At 28.8% G+C, this 26,355-nt stretch carries 6 protein-coding genes; all 6 read left to right on the top strand.

Features of this window, described 5'->3' with window-relative positions; all coding sequences use genetic code 11:
• Positions 1–1,694: 1,694 nt before the first annotated feature.
• The 6 genes from AZI32_RS11900 (at position 1,695) to AZI32_RS11870 (ending at position 26,007) form a co-directional block, all read left to right on the top strand.
• A complete protein-coding gene (locus AZI32_RS11900) occupies positions 1,695–5,162 on the top strand; it encodes a cell wall-binding repeat-containing protein (RefSeq protein WP_061996052.1) in 3,468 nt (1,155 codons plus the stop codon).
• 1,715 nt (positions 5,163–6,877) lie between these two features.
• Entirely contained in the window at positions 6,878–10,285 is a 3,408-nt protein-coding gene (locus AZI32_RS11890; RefSeq protein WP_061996050.1) for a cell wall-binding repeat-containing protein, read from the top strand.
• 2,044 nt (positions 10,286–12,329) lie between these two features.
• Positions 12,330–16,340: a cell wall-binding repeat-containing protein gene (locus AZI32_RS11885; RefSeq protein ID WP_061996049.1), complete on the top strand. Its 4,011-nt coding sequence runs from the start codon at positions 12,330–12,332 to the stop codon at positions 16,338–16,340.
• A gap of 886 nt (positions 16,341–17,226) precedes the next feature.
• A complete protein-coding gene (locus tag AZI32_RS11880; RefSeq protein ID WP_061996048.1) occupies positions 17,227–17,589 on the top strand; it encodes a four helix bundle protein in 363 nt (120 codons plus the stop codon).
• 252 nt (positions 17,590–17,841) lie between these two features.
• Positions 17,842–20,826: a cell wall-binding repeat-containing protein gene (locus AZI32_RS11875; RefSeq protein ID WP_061996047.1), complete on the top strand. Its 2,985-nt coding sequence runs from the start codon at positions 17,842–17,844 to the stop codon at positions 20,824–20,826.
• A 1,593-nt stretch (positions 20,827–22,419) separates the two neighbouring features.
• Positions 22,420–26,007: a cell wall-binding repeat-containing protein gene (locus tag AZI32_RS11870; protein WP_061996046.1), complete on the top strand. Its 3,588-nt coding sequence runs from the start codon at positions 22,420–22,422 to the stop codon at positions 26,005–26,007.
• Positions 26,008–26,355: the final 348 nt, after the last annotated feature.

Genomic DNA, 26,355 nt, shown 5'->3' with positions numbered 1-26,355 from the left:
AATGAACAAAGGACAATGGGCAATTAAAAAAATTAAGGATTAAGAATTAATAATTAAGAATTTAGGAGGAAACTGGATTAGTCCAGTTTCTTTCAACTTAAGGGAGTAAAAATTGAGTTTTAGAGACAAAACAAACTAAAACTATATTCAAAATGTACAGCCGTAACAAATGGGACAGGCACGACTAATGTAGTTCCATAAAATAAATAGTAGCTCTTATAATTTAGTTATATAAATAAAAAAAGGTTAGCCAGTCCCTTAGTTAGTTAAGAGTTAAGAATTAATAGTTAAGAGTTTAGGATGAAAGTGGCAACCACTTTCTTTTAAATCTAATCATATAATTTGCTTTGCAAATTTATATAAAAAAGTACGTTTAGCATTACTAGGAGCAAAGCGAATAGTAATAACCATAACTGTTAACTATTCACTATTAACTTTTAACTAAAAAAGTCCCATTTGTGATGGAGCCAACACTAGGGGTAATTGCTTGTTTGAAAATTTTACCAAAAACCAAATAGGGGTACTGGTTCTTTACTTATCTTATTATGGGAATAGAGTATTTGTGGAATCTATAGTTAAGCGAAGAAAATAGCCACAAATGAACCTGTCCCTCTTGTTATGGAGGTAGAACTTTTGGTGATTGCTTGCTTAGTTGAAGTAGAGAATTTGGAAAAATTGACAATTGACAATGGACAATCCGACAATTAAAAAATTAAGGATTAAGAATTATGAATTAAGAATTCAGGATGAAAGTGGTAACCACTTTCTGAAAATGATTTAAAAAAGTACGTTCAGTATTACTATGAACGAAGTGATTAGTAATAACCATAACTATTAATTATTAACTCTTAACTCTTAATTAAAGAAGTCCCTCTTGTGATGGAGGTAGAACTTTGAACGATTGCATACTTAATTGAGGTAGAGAGTTTGGAAAAATTGACAATGGACAAAGGACAATTGACAATGATGGAGGAAACTGGGCTGCCAGTTTCTTTTGAATTTAAGAGAGTAAATTCTAATTTTGTGATATTAAATTAAACAAAGTTATATTCAAAGTTTACAACCGTAACAAATGGGACAGGCACGAAAGGTGTATACCCATAAAATAAAGAGTAGCTCTTAAAATTTAATTACCATAAATAAAAAAAGTTAGCCAGTCCCTTAAATAGTTAAGAGTTAAAAATTATAGGTTAAAATTGAACTTCAATTTCTTTTGAAATTAATAGATTTTCATCAATTAATAGAAATAAGAAATATGTCGAATAATGTCTTGCAAAAACGAGTAAAATGTCGAAATGTATTAAAATATTAAAAAATAATTAAAAAACAATAATTAAATTTAAAATATTCTGTAAACATCATTGACAATAGATAAAAATTCTGCAAAAATACAAAATATACAAAAAAGTAGATAAATTTACGTATAAATATAAATTTTTATAAATAAATATTCATACAAAAAGATTCTAAATATTATAAAAAAAGAATTATAAAGTATATAAAATTTCCACTAGGCTATGGTATGGTTAATTAATTCTTAGGCATAACTATTAGAGTATAACTATATATTGTGTTAAAAATTTAAAATTCTAGGATATTGTTGTAAAGATTATTCAACATGAAAAATCATAAGGCTATATTCTATGTAATGCCAAGAATATTATATAAAATAACAGAAAAGGGGAGTAAAGAGAATGAAAAAAAGTTCAAGAGTAGTTTCAACTTTATTACTTGGTGCTACAGTTGCATCTGCAAGCACAGGAGTATTCGCAGTTGAATCAAACAAAGTAATTCAAGAAAAATTAGCTGGAGAAACTAGATTTGAGACAGCAGTTCAAGTTAGTGAGAAATTTGGAGAGGCAGAAACAGTAGTTTTAGTTAACTACACTGGAATAGCTGACGCATTAGCAGCAACACCACTTGCTAAAATGAAAAATGCTCCAATATTACTAACAGAAGCAGGAAGCTTAACAAAAGCTACAGCTGACCAAATAGAAAAATTAAAAGCTAAAAACATAATAATCATTGGAGGAACTACAGCAGTTTCAGAAAATGTAGAAAAGCAATTAAAAGAATCAGGAAAAACAGTTGAAAGAATTGCAGGGGAAGATAGATATACTACAGCAGTAGAAGTTGCTAAAAATATGGGTGATGTTGAAAAAGTTGCTGTTGTTAATGGAATAAATGGTCTAGCTGATGCACTATCAATAGCAGCACCAGCAGCAAAAGAGGACATGGCTATAATTTTATCTAATGGACAAAATGTAGAAGAAGGAAAAGAAATTGTAGACAAAGCAAAAACAAAATATGCTGTAGGTGGACAAACTGTTCTTTCAGATGAACTAGTTAATAAAATTGGTGCAGAAAGAATAGCAGGAGACAATAGAAACGACACTAATGCAGAAGTTTTAAATAAGTTTTATAGTGAAACTGAGTTAGATAAAGTATATGTTGCTAAAGACGGTGTAGGAAGTGCAAATCACACTAGTTCATTAGTTGATGCACTAGCAGCAGGTCCATTAGCAGGCAAAGAAGCAGCACCTGTAATGCTAGTTGGTTCTGAATTAGCTAATAGTCAAGAAGCATACTTAAAATTAAGAACAGCTCAAACATTAGTAGAAGTAGGTAATGGAATAAATCAAAATTCAGTACAGGCTATAATAAAAGCTCTAGAAGTTAAAGATGTAGAAGAAGAAGCAAAAATAGTATCTGCAAAAATTATAAATGCTGGACAAGTTCAAGTAAACTTTAATAAAAATGTGGATAAAGATTCAGCTGAAACAATAGATAAATATACTTTAAAAGGCAGTGAAGATGGAAATCTAGTAGTTAAATCAGCTAAAGTTAAAAATGATGGAAAAGCTGTTATACTTACTTTAGATGAAGGTAAAACTTATAAAAATCAACAAAATATTGATATAAAAGTTGAAAATATCTTAGCTGCTGATAAAGTAGAAAAGTTCCCTAAATTTGAAACAACAGAAAGACTACTTGATACAGAAGTACCAGTAATAAAAGAAGTTAAACAAGTAGGACCAAGACAATTTGATTTAGTATTTAATGAGCCAGTTAAAGAAGGAGCTAAATTCGATATACAAATAAAACAAGGAAACAATGTATACACAGTAGCAAATAAAGAATTTAATTATGCTGAAAACACTGTAACAATAAATACAGGAGTAGACTTAGCAGATGGAGCTTATAATTTACAAGTAGGTGAGGGATCCTTCGTAGATTTTGTAGGACTAAAATCAGATGCTATGGAAAAAGAATTAACAGTTAAAAAAGATACTTCAGAAGTAGTTATGAGTGAAGCAACTTCAATTGGAAACATAGCAACTATAAACTTCAATAAAAAAGTTAAAAACTTTACAAATGCTAATGTAAAATATTACTTAGATTATGTAAATGAAGCTAATGAATTTGTTGGACAAGTTCAAACAGCAGAAGGAACAACTGATAAAATAGATGTTAAATTTAATAAACTAATAACTCCAGGAAAGCATAAAGTTATTGTAAAATATGCAGATGAAAATGAAGTTAAAATAGAAGACTTATGGGGAAATAAATTAGCATCTGGAGAAATAGCATTTGAAGTTGAAAATGATACTAAAGCACCAACAGTATCAAAAGTTGAATATAAAGATAGTAATAAAATAGAAGTTGACTTTAGCAAAAATGTTAAAGGTGCAGATGATATTAGCGCTTATGAACTTAAAAACTCTAAAGGTGAAAAAATAGCTATATCAAATGTTAAGTATGATGCAAGTGCATATAAGGCAACTTTAACAGTTGGAAAAATTGAAGGAGTTCACAATTTAGTAGTAAAAGGTGACAAAATCATAGATACAACAATAAATGAAAATAAATTAGCAGAAGTTTCATTTGAAATAGTAGCTCCAGATAAAACACCAGCAACAATTAAAAAAGCTGTAATCGGTGGAGAAAATCAAAATAAAATGACTATAGAATATAGTGAAGCTATGAAAACTAGTGGATCAGGTTCAATACTTGATAAGTCACTATATGAAGTTAAAATTGGAGGACAGTGGATTAACTTAAATACAATAGATGATGCTAAAATCGAATTAATAGGTTCAGATTCATCTAAAGTTAAAGTAACATTACCAGAAGAAAAACAATTAGACGTTACAACACCAGTAAGAGTAGGACCAGTTCAAGACTTAGCTGGAAACACTGCGCCAATAGGTGAAACAGTAACAATAGAAGCTGTGGAGAAAGATGCAGTAACTATAGAAGATGAAGCTAATGTAGTAGATAAAAATAAATTAGAAATAATTACAGAAGCAACTATAAAAGACGTTTCAAAAATAAAAGTTACAAAAGATGACGATACACAATTAAATATAGCAAGCTATGATGTATCTAAAACTGACGAAGGAAAAACAAAATTAACTTTAACATTTACTAAGGTTGATAATAATGATAACTTTACAACTAATCCATCAGGAAACATAAAAGTTAAATTTGAGGACGGAGCAGCTATTACAGAGCTTGGAACAAGCAAAGGATTTGATGAATTTAAAGCATTAGCTTTAGTTGATAAAATATCTCCAGAGTATGTAAAAGATTCTGCAAAAGCTATTAAAAATGCTGAAGGAAAATTAGAAACAGTAGAATTATCATTCTCTGAAAAATTAAAAGGCGTAAATGAATTCTCTTTTGAAGTAGAAGGATTCAAAGTAAAAGAAGCTGCATGTGATGAAAATGGAAAAGTTATATTAACTTTAGACACTAAATCACAAGAAGAAGCAACTAATTTAGATAAAGTTGTTGTTAAGCAAGTTGCTAAGATAACTGATGCTAATGATAATGAAATAAAAGGATTTACAGCAGAAGCAAAAGTTGAAGCAAAAACTGAAGAAGCAGTAGTAACTACAGTAGAAGTTGCTGGACAAAGTAACATAACAATTCCAGAAGCAGATAATGTATCAGAAACATATATTGCTACAGTAAAAGATCAAAATGGAGTAACAATCTCTGGACAAAATGTAATATGGTCAGTAACTTCAGCTACTGGAGTAACAATTAATCCATCAACAGGAGAATTAACTGTAGATAATACAGCTATAGCTGGAACAATAACAGTAACAGCTACAGTAGGAACAGTTACAGGAACAATCACAGTGACTTTAGCATAAAAGCCTATAAACTTACCATAAATTTATCATAATTAAAGTTAACACAATATCCTATTAGGTTTTACTCCCTAAAGGGTAGTTATTAAATATAATAAATAAAAGGAAACTCAATGATTAAAAATCATTGGGTTTCTTTATGCTGAAAATAATTATGAAATAAATTAGAGGTTGATTAGTTAAAGGTTAAGAGTCCAGTTTCTTTTAAATTGTTCGGGACTGGCTTTGATGTTTTAGATAGAAGTATAAAATTGTGAGAGTATCAAGTGTTAGCGAAGAAAATAAACTTACCGTGCCTGTCCCATTTGTTATGGAGCTAAGGCTATAATTTATTGCTTACTTAGATTTTGTTAGTAAAACTAGATTTTAAAGATACGTTGAGAATTACTAGGAGCAAAGCGAATAGTAATAACTACAACTATTCACTATTAACTTTTAACTAAAAAAGTCACATTTGTGATGGAGCCAACACTAGGGGCAATTGCTTGTTTGAAAATTTTACTAAAACCCAAATAGGGGTACTGGTTCTTTACTTATCTTATTATGGGAATACAGCAATTGTGGAATCTACAGTTTAAACGAAGAAAATAGACACAAATGAACCTGTCCCACTTGTGATGGAGGTAGAACTTTGAACGATTGCATACTTAGAAGTTTTATTTTTATAGATTCAAAAATGTTTATATATATTAGAGTTTAAAGTTAAAGAGATAAAACAAACAAAAGATATATTCAAAATGTAGAGCCGTAACAAGAAGGACAGGCGTACCAAAGTATATTATCCATGAGTAATTTTTTCAGTGAAATCGAAAGGTTATCAATAAAACTTAAAGCAATCAAAGCCGGTCCTAAAATAGCAGCTTTGCTGCGTAGATGTTCGGGACCGACTTCGATTTCTATTGGAGAAAAACTAAAATTAACAAAAGCATCTATCCCAAAGTATAGCAAAGTAGCCAATTACGCGTCTGTCCCTCTTGTGATGGAGGTAGAATTTGGAGGAATTGATTGCTTGGAAGTTTTACTTTTATAGATTTAAAAAGTACGTTTAGCATTACTATGAACGAAGTGATTAGTAATAACCACAACTATTCACTATTCACTTTTAACTCTTAACTGAAAAAGTCCCTCTTGCGATGGCGTAAAAGTTTTGGATAATCACTTGCTTAGGTTTTTAGATGTCTTCTTAGAAATTAAAAATGATGGTTGAAACTGAACTTCAATTTCTTTGAACTTCAATAGATTTTCTTCAATTAATAGAAATAAGAAATATGTCGAATAATGACTTGCAAAAATAAATATATTGTCGAATAATAATATAAAAAGGAATAATTTGAAGAAAATAATAATTAAATTAAAATTAAATCAAAAATAATACGAAAAATCGTTGACAATGAAAAAAAAATCTGTGAAAATACAAAATATAGGAATGGTTAGCTATAAAATTTAGTTATAAAAGTAAAATTTTATAACTAATCCAATACGCAAAATAATATTCTAAATATTAAAACTTTGGAATAAAAAAATAAGTAAGTTTCATAATTTCAAAATTAGCTAACATAATTTCTAGGTATCAATATAGAACATAGCTAGATAAATCAGGTTTAGGGAGAATTAAATTCTAGGATATTGTGTTAACGAATAAATGTGAAGACTCTAGCCCTATGTTCTATATAATGCCAAGAGCATTATATAGAATAGTAGAAAAGGAAGTGAGCCTAGTGAAAAAAAGTTCAAGAGTTATCTCAACATTTTTAATAGGTGCTAGCTTAACAAGTATAAATGCTAACGTATTTGCACTTGAATCAAATAAAATTGTAAGAGAAAAATTAGCAGGAATAGATAGATTTGAGACAGCAGTTCAAATTAGTGAAAAATTTGGGAGTGCTGATACTGTCGTTTTAGTTAATTACACAGCTATAGCTGACGCATTAGCAGCAACACCACTTGCTAAAATGAAAAATGCTCCTATACTATTAACGGAAGCAGGAAGCTTAACAAAAGCTACAGCTGAGCAAATAAAGAAATTAAATGCTAAAAATATAATAATCGTTGGAGGAACTACAGTAGTTTCTGAAAACGTAGTAAAAGAATTAAATGCTATGGGAAAAACAGTTAAAAGAATATCAGGAACTGATAGATACACTACAGCTGAGGAAGTTGCTAAAAATATGGGTGATGTTGAAAAAGTTGCTGTTGTTAATGGAATAAATGGTTTAGCTGATGCACTATCAATAGCAGCACCAGCAGCAAAAGAAAACATGGCTATAATTTTAACTGATGGACAAACTATAGAAGCAGGAAAAAAAATTATAGATAACGCTTCAACAAAATATATAATCGGTGGAGAAACTGTTGTTTCTGAAAATTTGAAAAATCAAATAGACGGTGAAAGAATAGCAGGATTAAATAGAAATGAAACTAATGCAGAAGTATTAGAAAAATTTTATAACCAAAGTGAATTAGAAAAGATATATGTTGCTAAAGACGGTGTAGGAAGTGCAAATCACACTAGTTCATTAGTTGATGCACTAGCAGCAGGCCCATTAGCAGGTAAAGAGGAAGCCCTTGTAATGTTAGTTGGTTCTGAGTTAGATAATGGACAAGAAGCTTATTTAAAGGAAAGAACAGCTGAAAAATTAATAGAAGTAGGAAATGGAATTAATCAAAATGCTGTTGAAGATATAATAAAAGCTTTAGAAGTTAATGATATAGAAGAAGCTAAGATATTATCTGCAAAGGTTTTAAATGGTGGACAAGTTCAACTAAAATTTAATAAGAATGTAGATAAAGATTCAGCAGAATCTATAGATAGATATACTTTAAAAGGTAGTGAAAATGGAGAACTAACAATAAAATCAGCTAAAGTTAAAGAAGATAAAAAAACAGTTATACTAACTTTAGATGAGAAAAAGTATTATAAGAATCAACAAAATGTTGATATAAAGGTACAAAACGTATTAACAGAAGATAAAGCTGAAAGATTTCCTAAATTTGAGGCTACGGAAAAATTACTAGATACAGAAGTACCAATAATAAAAGAAATTAAACAAGTAGGTCCAAGACAATTTGATGTTATATTTAACGAACCAGTTAAAGAAGGTTCTAAATTTGATATAGAAATAAAAAAAGGTAGTAACATATACACAGTAGCTAATAAAAAGTTTAACTACGAAGATTGCACTGTAACTATAAGTACAGGAGTAGATTTAGAGGATGGAGTTTATAACCTAGAAATAGGGGAAGGATCTTTTGTAGACTTTGTAGGATTAAAATCCGATACTATGGAAAAAGAGTTAACAGTGAAAAAAGATACTTCACCAGTAATAATCAGTGAAGCTAAAGCAAATATGTATACTGGGAAAGTAAAATTCAATAAAAAGGTTAAAAACTTTACAGATCCTAATGTGAAATATTATTTAGACTATGTAAATGAAGCTAATGATTTTACTGGTGAAATAGAAACAGCAGAAGGCGTAGCAGATGTAATAGACATTAAATTTAATAAAATAATAACACCAGGAAAACATAAAATCATTATTAAATACCAATATGATAATGAAACTAAAATAGAAGACTTATGGGGTAACAAATTATCAGCTGGAGAAATAGAGTTTGAAGTTGAAAATGATACTACAGCTCCAAAAGTATGGGAAGTTGAATATAAAGATACTGATAAAATACATATTACATTTAGTAAAGATGTAAAAGGTGCTAATGATAAAAATGCCTATGAGTTAAAAAACTCTAAAGGTGAAAAAATAAATATATTAGATGCATCATATGATGATACTCAGTGTAAAGCAACTTTAACTGTTGGAAAAATCGAAGGAGATTACATTCTATTAATAAAAGGTAACAAAATTACAGATACCACTGTAAATGAAAATAAACTTTCAGAATGTACCTTTAAAATATCAGCTCCAGATAAAACTCCAGCAATAATTAATAAAGTTATACTTGGTGGAGAAAACCAAAACAAAATGATAATAGAATATAGTGAAGCTATGAAAACTAGTGGCTATGGTTCAATACTCGATAAATCATTGTATGAAGTACAAATAGGAAATAAATGGGTTAACTTAAATACCATAGAAAATGCAAAAATAGAGCTTATGTCAAAGGATAACTCTAAAATAAAAATAACATTACCAGAAGAAAAACAGTTAGACGCTACAACGCCACTAAGAGTAGGACCAGTTCAAGATTTAGCTGGAAACACTGCACCAATAGGTGAAACAGTGACAATAGATACAATAAAACAAGATGCAGTAACTATAGAAGATAGAACTAATGTAATAGATAGAAATAAAATAGAAATAGTTACAGAATCAACTATAAAAGACGTTTCTAAAATAAAAGTCAGAAAAGATGATAATAAAGATTTAAACATAGCAAGCTACGATATAACTAAAAATGATGATGGAAAAACAAAACTAACCTTAACATTTGCTAAAGTAGATAACAACGACAACTTTACAACTAACCCATCTGGAAACATAGAAATTAAATTTGAAGACGGGGCAGCTGTAACTGAACTTGGAACCAACAAAGGTTTTGATGATTATAAAAAAGTAGCAGTAATAGATAAAGTTGTACCACAGTATGAAAAAGATACAGCAAAAGCTATAAAAAATGAAGAAGGTAAACTAGAAAAAGTAGAATTCGCATTATCAGAAACTGTAAAAGGTGTAAATGAATTTGCATTTGAAGTAGAAGGTTATAAAGTAAAAGAAGCTAACTGTGATGAAAATGGAAAAATCACACTAACTTTAGATATTAACTCACAACAAGAAGAAACTAACGTAGATAAAGTTGTGATAAAACAAGTTGGAAAAATAACAGATAACAACGACAATGAATTGAAAAACTTCACAGTAGAAGCAAAAGTAATAAAAAAAGCAATAGAATCTATAACTAACCCAGAAAAAATAACAGGTAAAAAAGCAGAAATAAAACTGCCATCAGAAGTAGAAGTAACATACAACGATGGAACCATTGGAAAAGTAGATGTAGCATGGGATAAAACAATAGAAGAACTATTAAGTGGAGAAAACACACTAACTGGAACAATAAAAAACACAAGCAAACAAGCTAAACTAAAAGTTACCATAACCGATAAAAACTAAAGTAACTAATTCACATAAACTAAATAATATTAAAACGCAAGAACCAGTACTTGATTACATATCAGGTACTGGTTCTTTTCTTATTTTTACAATAAAATAAGAGAAAATTGACAATGGACAAAGGACAATTGACAATGTTGGTTGAAACTGGATTCCAGTTTCTTTTGAATTAGAAGGAGTAAAATCTGAGTTTAAGAGATGAAACAAACTAAAGCTATATTCAAGATTCACAGCCGTAACAAGAAGGACAGGTTCAGTTAGTTGTACCACCATAAAAAACTTTAGTACTCAATAAAAAGGCTAAATAAAATAAATTACTAAATAAAGAACCAGTACTTGAGCTGCAAAGCAGCGTACCTGTCAGGTACTGGTTCTTTGCTTATTTTGTTATGAGAGTACAGTAATTGTGGAATCTACAGTTAAGCGAAGAAAATAGCCACAAATGAACCTGTCCCACTTGTGATGGAGATAATACTACAAGGATTTGATTGTTTAGGTGTATTGCTAAAATTGGTGATGGGGACCGACTTTGAGTAGTATTGGAAAAAAACTAAAATCAACAAAAGTATCTAGTCCAAAGAATAGCAAAGTAGCCAACTACGCGTCTGTCCCTCTTGTGATGGAGGTAGAACTTGGAGGAATTGATTACTTAGAAGTTTTACTTTTGTAGATTCAAAAATGTTTATATAAATTACATTTTAAAGTTAAAGAAATAAATCTAATAAAAGCTATATTCAAGGTTCACAGCCGTAACAAGAAGGACAGGCATACCAAAGTGAATTTTCCATGAGTAATTTTTTCAGTGAAATCGAAAGATTATCAATAAAACCTAAATTAATCAAAGCCGGTCCTAAAAAAGTACGTTGAGAATTACTAGGAACGAAGCGAGTAGTAATAACCAAAACTATTCACTCTTAACTCTTAACTCTTAACTGAAAATATGTAATATTTTCAAAATGTACAGCCGTAACAAGGAGGACAGGTTCATTTAGTTGTACCACCATAAAAAACTCTAGTACTCAATAAAGAGGATAGATAAAAATAAATTACCGAGCAAAGAACCAGTACTTTAAAAAAAGTATTGGATAATTATGTAACACTTCTATTGGTATTTGCATACTATGTATTTTGTTTAGGGGATTTATTAAGTTTCAATTAATAATGTGATATTTCTGTTTAATTTTTAAATTTCATAGTTAAAAAATAGAGAAATGAAATGTTTGTAAAATTTTAAATATTTTAATAAAGAGTTAACCTGTCGAAATATAAGGTAAATAAATGTGAAAACTTATTTATTTTAAATGTTAATTTTAACTAAATTTAATAAAAAAAATAAATCAAAAAAATCTTTCAAAAACATGAAAAAAACTTAAAAAAACAGTGGTAAGGCTCTTAAAATATACAACAACTAAATGTATAATAAGAGAACAGATGGACAAGTTTTTTTATAGAATATTTTTAAGCATAAAAAATTATTACAAATATATTTATTAATATTAAAAAAATAAATATAGATACATAATAAAAAAACTATCATTAATTAAATATACTTATAAAGATAACATTATAAATTATTTACAAAAACAAAATGTATTAATTAAGTTATATTTTAATATTTTGTGAATATATTTAACTTAGACATTAATTAGACATTCAAATAAAATAAAAAAAATTAAATGATATTATCTAGTGTTCAAATCTCAGTATGATTATGGAACATATGTAATACAATTACCTAGATTAAGAATTGTTTGCTTAAAAATGCATGGAGCAGAAAAAACGAAGTACATTAGGTTCGGAAACTTCATAATAATTTGAAGATTGTGAATTGTCATGTGCTTAATTTAATTTGTTAACCAATATGGACAAGCGTTTATTTAGGCAGCTTTTATTAAGATAGGATTCAATAAGGAACTTTATAAGCTTTCTTAAAAACTAGGATATGTGTATTAATCTATGTTCTATGTTCTATAAAATGCTGAGATGCATTTAAGAACATTAGACTAATATTAGTTTTACTAAATAGAAAAGGGGAGTAAAAAGAATGAAAAAGAGTTCAAGAGTAGTTTCAACTTTATTACTTGGTGCTACAGTTGCATCTGCAAGCACAGGAGTATTCGCAGTTGAATCAAAAGAAATAATCCAAGACAAATTAGCTGGAGAAACTAGATTTGAAACAGCAGTAAAAGTTAGTGAGAAATTTGGAAAGACTGACACAGTAGTTTTAGTTAACTATACTGGAATAGCTGACGCATTAGCAGCTACACCACTTGCTAAAATGAAAAACGCTCCAATCTTATTAACAGAAGCAGGAAGCTTAACAAAAGCTACAGCTGATCAAATAGCTAAATTAGAAGCTAAAAAAGTTATAGTTATTGGTGGAGAAACTGCAGTTTCTAAAAACGTTGTTAAACAATTAGAAGAATTAAAATTAGACGTTGAAAGAGTTGCAGGAGAAGACAGATATGCAACATCTGAAGCAGTAGCTAACGAAATGGGAAAAGACGGAAAAGTTGAAAAAGTTGCTGTAGTTAACGGAATAAAAGGATTAGCTGACGCATTATCAGTAGCTGCACCAGCTGCTAAAGAAGGAATGGCTATAGTTTTATCTGATGGAACATCAGTAAGAGCTGGTCAAAAAGTTCTTGATGAAGCTAAAACAAAATATGTTATCGGTGGAGAAACAGTTGTTTCTAAAGAATTAACTGAAAAATTAGATGCAGAAAGATTAGCTGGAGCTAACAGAAATGCTACTAACGCAGAAGTTTTAAACAAATTCTACGATGCAAAAGAATTAGACAAAGTTTATGTTGCTAAAGATGGAGCAGCTAAAGAAAACCAATTAGTTGATGCATTAGCAGCAGGTCCACTAGCTGGAAAAGAAGGAAATCCACTAGTATTAGCAGGTTCTGAATTAGATAAAGCTCAAGAAGCTTACTTAAAAGACAGAATAGCTAAATCTTTAGTAGAAGTTGGAGAAGGAATCAACCAAAACACAGTTTCTGCTATAGTTAAAGCATTAACAGTTAAAGAAGAAACTCCAAGCGATAAAGCTGAAGTAACAGGCGTTACAGTATTAAATGCTGACCAAATAGAAGTTAAATTCAGCCAAAAGGTTGATAAAGATAGCGCTGAAATATCTGATAATTATACAATTAAAGATGATGACGGAAATGATATCAAAGATAAATATGTTAAAGATAAAGAAACTGGATTTAAAGTAGAAGTTTCAGAAGATAGTAAAACAGTAGTACTAACTTTAAATCAAAAATATCAAAAAACTGATTTCAGAAATCAAGAAACTATAAGAGTTAAAGTCGAAAATGTAATGACTGAAGATAAGAGTGAAGTATTTGAAAAATATGAAAACAAAAATGTTAGATTATTTGATAATACATTACCAGAATTAAAAGGAATTAAACAAGTTGGACCAAAAGATTTCGACTTAGTATTCTCTGAGCCAGTAACAGCTGAAAACAATTCAGAATTATTATCAGCTATAAGAATAAATAATGGTTCTTATAACTTTAATGCTGAAACAAGAATAGAGAATGAAGATTTAGCTCCTAATGTTGTAAGAATAAAAACAGCTACAGAGTTAAAAGATGGAGAATATGATTTCACTATAAAAGAAAACAAAATAATGGATTATGCAGGATTAAAACTTGAAGCTATAGATAGAAAGTTAAGCGTTAAAAAAGATGAAACTCCTTTAACTGCATCAGTTTATAAAGTTAACGGACATAAAGTTACTTTAAAATTCAATAAAGAAGTAGAAAATGCAGAGCATTATTTTGATGAAAATGATAAAGAAAAAGAAAATAAAAATGTAGATTATTATTTAGATTATGCTAACAATGATGCATTTAAAGCAATTGGTGCAAAAATGGTTGATGGTAAATTAGAAGTTGAATTTGATAAACCAATACCAACTGGAGATCATAAAATAGTAGTTGTATATGATAATGAAAATGATGATAAAGTTCAAGATTTATGGGAACAAGAATTATCTTCTAAAGAAATATCATTTAATGTTGCTAAAGATACAGTAGCTCCAACTGCTACAATTTCTTATGATAAAAAAGATAAAAATGTAATAGAAGTTAAATTCAGTGAAGAAGTAACAGGAGCAGATAAAGAAGCTGCTTATGAATTAAAAGATTCAAAAGGAAATTATGTTACTATCAAAACAATAGAGCAAAAGAAAGAAAATAAGTTAGTTTATAGATTATTCCTTGATAAAGATTTAGATGGAAATTATGATTTAAAAATTAAAGGAAATAAAATCTTTGATACAAGTGTAGAAAAAAATGAATTTAAAGAAAAAGTTTTTGATTTAGCTACATTAGATCAAACTCCAGCTACAGTTACATCAGTAACTTGTGGAGGAAAAGATAAAGATAAAAAAGATAAAATATATGTAGAATTTAGTGAAGAAATGAAAACTTCAGGAGAAGGTTCTATATTAGATAAAAAATTATATTCTATAAATGAAACAAATTTAGATGATATAGAGGATGCTAAAATTGAATTAAATAACAACTTAAGTGTCATAATAACAATGCCAGAAGACGACGTTGAAGATAGTTATAAAGTTGTCGTTGGTAGAGTATGTGATGCTAATGGAAACTTTGCAGGTGTAGGTGGTACTTTAGGTGTTAGAGAAGCTACTGATGATGCGAAAATTGAATTAATTAATGGTACTAAACTGAATGAAAAAGATGTTTTAGAAAAAAAATATTCAGCAAATATTATTTCTGATGAAGAAGTCGAAGTATTTATAAAAGGAAGAATAATTGCTGCAGATGCTTCAAAAATAACATTAGATACTCAAAAATGTGAGGAAGTAAATAGAGAAGTTCTTAATTTAGAACAGGCTTCTAGTGATGATAACGTAGATGGAAAAGATTTAATAGTTACAAAAGTAACATTAAAATTTGATGAAGATACATTTAATACACAAGGAGACCAAACTATAGCAAACTTAGTTTTTGATGATGATGCATTTACAACAGCGTTAGAAAGTAAAACTAGTAAACTAGAAATAGCTTCATCTAAAGAAATAGAAAGTTTAAAAGCTGATGATAAAGCAGAGGCAGATTATAAAGATGATTCTGCTGTTATAATAAAGGAAAAAAATGATGCTAAACAAATTAGAATTGAATTAACAGAAGCAGTTAAACCAGTTACTAAATCTACATTTAAAATAGAAGGATTTGAAGTAAATTCAGTAGATTCAGTAGATGATGGTTCAACTGGAGTAGTATTATTAAATGTTAAGAGCAGACAGTTTACTGAAGAAAAACCAAATGTAAGAGTAGAGCAAAAAGAAGCAATCTATGATTTAAAAGATAATAAAACAACTGGAATGAGTTTCTCAATTAAAAAGGTTGATACATTTGCTGGATTAGCATTAGCAAAAATTAATGCTGGAACTGCAACATTAGAAGATTATAAAACAGCAGGAGTAACTGGTGTTACAGATGCAAACCTAACAGAAGTAAATGCAAAAGTAAAAGAAGTTAAAGAAGCAGATAAAAAAGATTTAACATTAGACCAAGTTAAAGGTATAGTTGATGCAATAGAAAAAGATAAAGTAGAAGCAGAAGCAGAAGCAGCAGTAAAGGCTGCAGAAGAAGCAAGCTTAAAGTCTAAAACTGAAATAGAAACAGCAACTACTTTAGCAACAGAAGCAAAAACAGCAGTAGAAAAAGTAACTGATACAACTAACAATCAAGCATTTACAAAAAGAATAAATGCAGTTGAAGTTAAAATAGATACAGCTAAAGCTAACGCTAATTTAACTAAATTAACAGTTGATGGTAAAGAGGCAACTATTGGTGCTGATAAAACTGGAACTGTAAAAGCAGGAACTGGAATTGAATTAGAAACACAAATAGCTGGAGTAGCTAAAATAGTAAAAGTTAATGATGTTGTTATAGCTGAAAGTGATCTAGCTACAAAAGCAGTTGTAGAAAATGATGTTATAACAGTAATAGTAACAGCTATTGATGGAACAACAATAGGAACTTATACAATAACTGCACAAGCATAATAAATTAATCAAAGTTAACACAATATCCTAGTTAGGTTTACTCCCTAAACGGATAGTAGAATTAAATATAATAAATAGAGAAAAAGACCAAGCATTTTTGCTTGGCTTTTTTCCTTAAATATTTTTAAGTAATAATTTTGAAAAAATAGTTAACTTTTGAGAAATATATTGAAATATATTTACAAATTAGATAAAATATACTTATGAGGTAAACTTTTAATGGTGGCAAGTTAAAAATTTTTACAAAATTACTTTGCCAACTAACATTAATCTTAGATAGTTAAAAGTTAATAGTTAAAAGTTAATAGTTAAGGATGAAAGTGGCAACCACTTTCTGAAGAATGACTTTTATAATTTTTAAGTTCATAGCTATAAAGCTTTAGTCAGTTAATAATTAAGAGTTAAAAGTCTTTAAAAATTGACAATTGACAATGGTGGTTGAAACTGAATCAATCAGTTTCTTTGAAATGATAGTGTAATTTGCTTTGCAAATTGTAATGTGATAGAGAACTATGTTTTCATAACAAATTACATTAATTAGACTTTCAGTTTGGTAGAAAGTTATTTAGTTGAGAATTATGGTTAAAATTGTTAGGGACTGGCTTTGTGTTATTAGTTGAAAGATATAAAGCTAGGAGAGCATGAAATAGTTAAAAGTTAATAATTTTAGACAGTTAATAGTTAATAGTTAAAAGTTAATAGTTAAGGATGAAAGTGGCAACCACTTTCTGGAGAACTACTTTTAGGGTTTTTAAGTTCATAAGCTATAAAGCTTTAAAACTTTTAACTAGCAAAGTGTTAAAACTCTTAACTAGCAAAACGTTATATTAAAAGAAAATATGGACAAAATCTTGAATAAGTAAAGTTATTTTAATTAGGAGAGATTATGTTTAGTAATAGTATAATTGAAAAAAAGTCATTTGATTTTGCAATAGATGCTGTTGAAATCTATAAATTTTTAATAGGGAGAAAGAGGGAGTTTGTTTTATCTAAACAGTTTCTTCGTTCTGCTACAAGTATCGGTGCAAATGTAAATGAAGCTTTAAGAGGACAATCAAAAAAAGATTTTTTAGCAAAAATGTATATAGCATTTAAAGAAGCCAGTGAGAGTATATACTGGATAAAACTATTAACAGTTACCGATTATTTAGATGATGAATGTGGTGAGGAGTTACTTCTAAAATGTGAAGAATTATTTAAGATATTAAACTCAATAATTAAAACAACTAAAACCACATTAGATAGTTAACTGTTAGAAGTTAATAGTTAAAAGTTAAGGATGAAAGTGGAAGCCACTTTCTGAAAAATGATTTTAAAAATCTATAAGTATAATTTGCTTTGCAAATTATATAAAAATACGTTTAGTATTACTAGGAGTATAGCGAATAGTAATAACCACAACTATTAACTATTCACTATTAACTCTTAACTAAAAAAATTTTATAAATTTTAGTTTAAAAGATAAGTTTTATTTATGACTTTTATGAGGGAGGATGGTTTGATGAGAAGTTCGAGAGTGATTGCATCAGTACTTTTGGCTACTATGATATCAACATGTAGTAATTTTACTGTTTTGGCTGCTAATAACTCTGATGATGCTATTAGAGATAAGATAGTAAACATCTCAGGTCAAACAAGATATGAGACAGCAGTTGAAGTAAGTAAAGAGTGGGAAAAAGCAGATACAGTAGTTTTAGTTAATGGATATAATATAGTTGATGCTCTTCCAGCATCACCTTATGCATACGAAAATGATGCACCTATATTGTATACAGAAAGCAATAAGTTAACACCTGCAACAAGAAACCAAATTAAAAAGCTTAAGGCAAGTAAAGTTATAATAATTGGTGGTACAGGGGTTATAAGTTCATCTGTTGAAGGTGAGCTTAAATCTATGAGTCTTACTGTAGAACGTATCGGTGGTAATGATAGAATAGAGACAGCTGTGGCTATTGCAAATAAAATGGGCAAAAAAGATGAAGTAGCTATTGTTAATGGTGTAAATGGTATGGCAGATGCCTTATCTATGGCTGCACCAGCGGCTGTTAATAGCATTCCAATACTTTTAACCAATGAGAATGGTGATAGCCTAGGAGCAGGTAAGGAAATAGCAAATAGCAGCAAAATGCAATATATAATTGGTGGAGAAGGGGTTGTAAAATATTCTTTAGAGAATACCCTTCCAAATTCTGAAAGAATAGCAGGATCTGATAGAAATGAAACTAACGGAGAAGTGCTACAGCAGTTCTACGGAAATGGTGAGTTTGATAATTTATATTTAACTAAAGATGGAACTAAAAAGGATTCAGATTTAGTTGATGCTTTAACTGTATCACCATTAGCAGCTAAAAATGAAGGCCCTGTTATGATTGTAGGGAAATCACTATCACCTAAACAAGAAAAATTCTTAAAAAATGTTACATCAGAACAAATCACTACAGTTGGTGATGGAATAAATAAATTTAATGTTCTTAGGGTTTTTAAAATATTAGAAGAAAATAGAATTATATCTAATGTAAAACCTATATTCCCAGATTTGGATGATGTAGAAGCTCCAACAATTGAAAGTGTTCAATACGGTGGAGAAGATTTAAATAAAATATTTATAAACTATGATGAGATGATGAGAACTTCTGGTAAAGGTTCTATAACAGATAAAAGCCTTTATGAAATAAATGTAGATGGACAAGGATTTAAACCTGTAAGTAAAATATCAGGAGCTAAAATTTCGAGTAGTATAGGTAGTAGAAAAGTTACTATAACATTACCTCAATCAGTAAGCAAAACTATTACAGGAAGTAATGAAAAAAGTAACTCAGGTAATTTACAATTAAAAGTTGGTAAGGTTAAAAATGCTAAAGGCAAAACACTAGATACTAGTGCTTTAGATAAATCAATATTAGTTGAAAGAGACGGAAAAATAACTATAAATTCAAGACAACCAGAAGTTATGGATTCTAGAACTATAGATATTTATATAAATGGTGAATTTATAGGTGTTAACAAAGTTGATTTATCTAAGATATATTTTGATTTAAATAATGAAAATATAACAAGTGGAATAATTGGCGATAGCAACAAACCAGAAATCTTAACAGCGTTTACTAGAGGGGTTAGTAGTGATGTATGTAAACTAACTATAATCTTTAAAAATAGAGTTTTTGATGATGAAGGTAAGAGTGCTGTACTAAAAGGTATAGAACTTAAAGAAGGTGCTATAAAAACCAAATTAGGTACACCATGTGATGGAATTAAGGTAGATATAGAAGAAGGTGTAGCACCAGAAAAACCAGATTTACCAATAGGTGATATAGAAACTGAACAAATTCCATTTAAAGATGGTGTTGATGCAGCAGAAAAAGCTAATTATCAAACAAAATTAAAAAATGGATTAAGTAGATTTGCTATAACATCTAAAATACCTAACTTCACTTCAGAACCAATAGATGTAGGGTTTGGAGAAGATGAAAAATATAAAGATTATACTATAAATGTGGATAATAAAATACCTGAGTTTATAGTGGAAGTTAAAGGCATAGAGCAAACTTTAGGAAGTTTAACAGATGAACAAAAAGCAATAATTATGAAGGCTTTAACCAATAAATTAACTCCAGAAGATATGAAAAGACCTGAAGTAACTGCTGTATTGACAGCTTTGAGTGAGTTAAAGGCTGAAATGGGAAAAATACTTCAAGAAGTAAATGTTCCTATTACTTCAAAGGTTAATGAAGATTCAAAAACAATAGATTTAACTATCGTTTCACCAGTTTGTCCTAAAGATAAACCAATTACACCTGAAATGTTAATGGGTATCATAATGCAGAAAAAAGAAGATGGAACAATAGACACAGATAAAATAATAGCTTTATTAAATGTCATTGGACCGAAAGATGTTCAAAAAGCATTAGGTGAAGGTGTAGATGTATCTTATAATAATGGATTTAAACAACCTTCAAGTTTAGGTGAAGCATTAAATAATGTTAATAGTAAGCAACTTAAAGAGATTATTGGAAAATTAGAGTTAACTCAAGATGATAAAGATGCTATTAAAAAGGATAAAAGCCAAATTTCAACTATTATAAAAGGTAAAATAAATAAATTAGATTTAAAAGATATAATTACACTTATAAAAGCTGCGAATAATTGTCCACCGATATTATTCTGTTCAGGAGCAACAAATCCAATAGTAACAGAAGATATATCAACAAAAGCAGAAGGTGGTATTAGGTTTACTTCGGGAACACTTTTCCAACAAACAATAACTGTAGTTGTTGAATTGGATGGTAAAAAAGAGGAAACTCAAGTAGTAGTACCAGGCAAATCAATATCAACAAGTGTAGCATCAGTTGTTAGAAAAACATTAAACAAAAGTGATGCAAATTGGACAAAAAAATATGAAGTAAAAGAAACAAAAAATAAAGATGTAATATTACAAGCAAAGAAACCTGGTAAAACAGGTGATAACCTTAAAGTAACAGTGAAATAAAATTAAATAATTAAGACTTGACTGCTTTAGGTAGAAAAAATTCTACCTAGAAGCAGTCTTTTTTTTTGGAAAAAAGAAACTGGAGTTTAGATAGTTAAGAGTTAATAGTTAAAAGTTAATAGTTCAGGATGAAACTGGACTGCCAGTTTCTTTTGAATTAGAGGAAGTAAAATTTGAGTTTGGGAGATAAAGAAATAAGGCTAGATTTAAGGTGTAGCGCCGTAACAAGAAGGACAGGTTCATTTATTTGTACCACCATAAAAAGCTTTAGTACTCAATAAAAAAGAATAGATAAAAAAAATACCGAGGAAAGAACCAGTACTTGAGCTGCAAAGCAGCGTACCTGTTAGGTACTGGTTCTTTGTTTATTTTGTTATGGGAATAAAATATTTGTGGAATCTATAATTAAGCGAAGAAAATAGCCAAAAATGAACCTGTCCCACTTGTTATGGAGTATAAATTTAGAAAAATTGCTTATTCAGGTGTTCGGGACTGGCTTTGAGCTATTAGTGGAAAAATAAAAAATTAGGAGAGCATCATGTGTTAGCGAAGAAAATAAATTTATCGTGCCTGTCCCATTTGTAATGGAAGTAAAACTTTGAGTGATTGATTTCTTAGATTTTTAGATGATTTTTAGAAAGTGACAATGGACAATTTATTTAGGAATTGACATTTGACAATGGACAATTGACAATGATGGAGGAAACTAGAGTTAAATTAAGGATTAAGAATTATGAATTAAGAATTCAGGATGAAAGTGGCAACCACTTTCTTTTAATCTAATCATATAATTTGCTTTGCAAATTTATATAAAAATACGTTGAGAATTACTAGGAGCAAAGTGAGTAGTAATAACTACAACTATTAACTATTCACTCTTAACTTTTAACTAGAAAAGTCCCAGTTTCTTTGGAATTGGCTTTTCTTTCTTTATCACAAACAAAGAAAATTATCTAGTAGAGAATAGTAATTTATATGTAATTTTTATACAAACTTTGTAAATATATTTTAAATAATTTCCGTGGATTATTAAAATTCTAAGAATGATATTGACAGTATTTAGAAGAAATGATAATATTCTCAATGAAAACAATATTTGGTAAATTAAGATAATTTAGAAAAATGAAATAATTTATTTTTAAGTTGTAAAAATATAAGAATATATCAGCATGCTAAATTATATAATATTAATATCTAAATTTTAAAAATATATGATTTAGTGAAACTTTGGAAAATCATGGGCTATTTTTGTACAAATTAGAATATTTATGTAGGTTATAATTAAAATTTGTAAAAAAAGTTAGAATTATATAAATTTATTACAGATTTTAAGTAAATTGTTATATTTATAGCATGAAAGAAAATGATTTCTAAATTGCAAAAATATTTAGGAAATTATATTTATTTTGTATTTGTATTTTTAAATATTTATAGGATAAAATTTGAAAATAATATTTAAAATGTAAATAAATCAAGTTACTCGTTTTTTTACTATGAAAAACTTATAAAATTAGGAAATTAAGTTAAATGGTAAGTTGGGGTATTTTTATAAGTTTGAATAGGGGGATTTAAATAAAAGGGGGATTTTAGTTTATGGGAAAAAAATCGATGGTGATTTCTACATTGTTGATAGGTGCTACACTTTCAACAATGGGACATAGTGTATTTGCAGTTGAGTCTAAGGAAACTATAGAAAGAAAAATGTTGGCTGGAGAAGATAGATATGAAACAGCAGTAAAAGTTAGTAAGCATGGTTGGACTAGTGCTAAAAATGTAGTTTTAGTTAATTCTACAGCTATTTCAGATGCTCTAGCAGCAACACCTTTTGCAAAGCTTAAGGATGCTCCAATTCTTTTAACAACTAGTAAGGCTCTAACAGATTCTACAAAAGATGAGCTTAAAAGACTACAAACAGAAAATGTTTATATAGTTGGCGGTGGCTCCGTTATTTCTAAAGATGTTGTTAAAGAGTTAAATGATATGGGAATAAAGACAGAAAGAATTTTTGGTAGTAATAGAGAAGAAACTGCAATAGCCATAGCAAAAAATATTGATAGCAAAGAAGTAGCTGTGGTAAATGGATATACTGGTCTTGCTGATGCATTGTCTATAGCACCAGTGGCAGCAGATAAGCAAATGCCAATTTTAATTTCTTCTAAAGATGACTTAGGTAAAACTGGAGAATATATAAAGGAAAAGAATATAGAAAGTTCTTATGTTTTAGGTGAAAAAGGAGTTATTTCAGAAGAAGTTGAAAAATCTCTTCCAAAGGCTGAAAGAATCGGTGGGGAAAATAGAAGAGAAACTAATAGTAAGGTTTTAGAAAAGTTCTATAGTGAAAAAGAATTTTCAAACATATATGTTGCAAAAGATGGTAGTAAAGATGTAGGTCAGTTAGTTGATGCACTATCTATTTCAACTGTAGCTGGAAAAGAAAAAAGTCCATTAGTTTTAGTTGGAAAAGATATTAGTGGTGGCCAAAAAACTTATTTAGAAAGTAAAACTGTTAAAACTTTATATGAGGTAGGTAATGGTATAAATGCTAATACTGTTGAAAATATAATTAAAGCTTTAAGCATTAAAGAAGTTACACCGGAGCCAGATCCAGATCCAAATGAGGCAGCTAAAGTTCATTCAGTAAAGGCTATAAATGGTATTCAATTAGAGGTTAAATTTAATAAACCGGTAGACGAGGATAGTGCTACAGATTTATTTAATTATGAAATAAAAGATGAAGATAATAAGGATGTTTTAAATGATAGTAAGAATACTTCTTTAATTGAATTAAAGGAAGATAAGAAAACAGCTATTATAACTTTAAGACAGGATTATGGAATAAAATATAATCAAGTAGATTTAGATGTGGAAGTTAGTAATGTGTATACTGAGGATAAAAAAGAGAAAGTTGCTGATTTTAAAAGTGAGGTAAGAGTTTTATCTACTGGATTACCAGAACTTTTAGACATTAAGCAAGTGGGACCAAAAGAATATAACTTAACATTCTCAGAACCAGTTACAGCTAAAAATAGCAATGAAATTAGAAATGCTTTAAGAGTTAATAAGGAATATCCATCAAGTATTGAAACAAGAATAGATAATCCTGGTTTAGATGCTAATGTAGTAAGAATGATAACTTCATCTGAATTAAAAGATGGCGAGCATGAGTTAAGTATTAAAGATGGAATATATAATTATGGTGGATTTAAGTGTGAAGAAGGAAGTAAAAACTTTACTGTGGTAAAAGATGAAAGCAATATTACTGCTACAGTAGATAAAGTTAAATCTGAGGAGCTTACACTTAAATTTAATAAAAGTTTAGATATAGATACTGTTGAAGATGATAATGTGGAATTTTATTTAGATTATGTAAATAAAGATTATAAACTAAAGGTTAAAAAAGTAGAAGATAATAAAGTAACTCTTAGTTATGGCGGATTCCCTTTAGGTGACCATAAAATTGTTATTAAATATAAAAATAAGAAAGATGATAAAATAAAAGATTTGTGGGGTAAAGAACTTGAAGAAACTTCTATAAGTTATAATCTTCAGGGGGAAACTGCGCCTACTGTAAAAGCTGAATACAATAGATTTAATAAAACTATAGATTTGAAATTTAGTAAGGCAGTTACAGGTGCTGATGATTATGAATCTTATATTTTGACAAATGCTGATGGTGATGAAGAAGATTTAGAGGAAGTTGAAATAAAATGTAAAGACGATGGTAAAAAAGAATACACTATAGATGCATCTGATTTTGAAGGAAAGTATACTTTAGAAATAGTGAAAAATAAAATTAGAGATACTACTGTTGCTAGAGTACCAGTAGAGGAAACATCCCTAGAAATAGAAGTTGCAGATACCACTGAAGCAAAGGTAAAGATGGTAACTTACGGTGGCGAGCATGGTGACCAAATATTTGTAAGATTTAGTGAAGCTATGAGAACTGAAGGTACAGGTTCAGTGCTAGATAAGAAAAATTATCTTGTAACTTATAATGGAGGAGAACCTAAACAATTAGACGAAATAGATGATGCTAAAATTGATATAAAAGGGGATAATGATTTAGTTCAAATAACATTACCAGATAAAATAGATACAGAGAAAGAAGTAAAAATTCACATTGGTTCAGTAGCAGATGCTAATGGTAAGTTTACTGGATTAGGTGGGAATAGCTTTGATACCGTTGGCGATGATAGGGAACTAAAAATACTTGCAATAAACTCTGTAGAAGATTTAGATGTAGAGCAACAAGGTAACATAGCAGTAAAAGACGATAGTACAATAGAGTTTTATGTTGATAGAGAAATACTGTTATTAAATCAAAAAAATGTAGAATTTAAATTAGGCAGTGAAACATTAAATCCAAGTTCACAAGAAATAGAGGAAGATGAAGATTTAGATGGAAATATCGTTTATAAAGTAACTTTAGAATTTGATGAAGAGATATTTAATACTGATGGGAAAATAGATTATAAAGATATTAAAACAGGAACAATTCAGTTTAAAGAAGAAGCATTTACAACAATAAATGAGTCAGTATCTAAAAAAATAGAATTCGACATAGATAATAATAAGCCGGGTATAATTGTGGATAAAGCTGCACCAATAATAAAAACAGCAACGATATTAGGAGATAAAAAAATACAATTGGATTTTTCAGAAGAAGTAAACAGTAATCATATATCAGCCTCAACTTTTGAGATTGAAGATTATGATGTAGAGAAAATAGAAAAAGGTGAATCTGAGAAAACTATTATACTTGTTTTAGATAAAGAAATTACAGAAAATTCAATTAAAGTAAAGCAAGTACAACCAATAAGAGATAAATTTAAAAATAAAACAACGGACATGGAAAAACCTACAGCGAAATATCATGGTCCAATAGTGGAAAAGGCAGAGATAGATGATACTAAGAATAATATAATTATAACATTTAAAGAAGAAATAGACGAAGTTAGTGACATAAGTTTAAAAGAAGCTATAACTATGCAAGAGAACAGTGTAGGTTCAGTAAAAGTAGATGGCAAAACATTAACTATAACATTAACTAGTGAATATATTAATTCTACAGATAAAGATGTTGAAAAAACTGTAAAAATAAATGCAGGAGCATTAAAAAATTCTAAGGATGATTTTAAGTCAAGGGAAATAAATGAAAAAATAACTATAAAAGCAAAGTAAATTTGAGCTAAATTAACTCCCTAATTTGGTTTAGTAAAACTAATCTATTATAAATACACATAAAATTTATAAATAAAAAATTAGCAAACCCCTAAATAGTTAAAAGTTAAAATTATAAGAATTGAGAGTTAAAAAATTACATTTGGTAGTGGAGAATTGACAATAAGAGATGAAATTGGACTTTAATTAGTTAAGAGTCTTTGAAAAATTGACAATTGACAATGCACAAAGGACAATTTATTTAGGAATGGACAATTAAAAAGATTAAGGATTAAGAACATTCCTGTTTATTATTTAAAACGGAGTTTGCAAAAAAATGCACCTCCTTGTATTATGAAGTTGTTAATC

The organism is Clostridium sp. ATCC 25772, assembly GCF_001573875.1.
GTDB classification, from domain to species: Bacteria; Bacillota; Clostridia; order Clostridiales; family Clostridiaceae; genus Clostridium_J; species Clostridium_J senegalense.
Note: the sequence above shows the minus strand (reverse complement) of the source record. Positions and strands in the feature narration are given on the sequence as shown.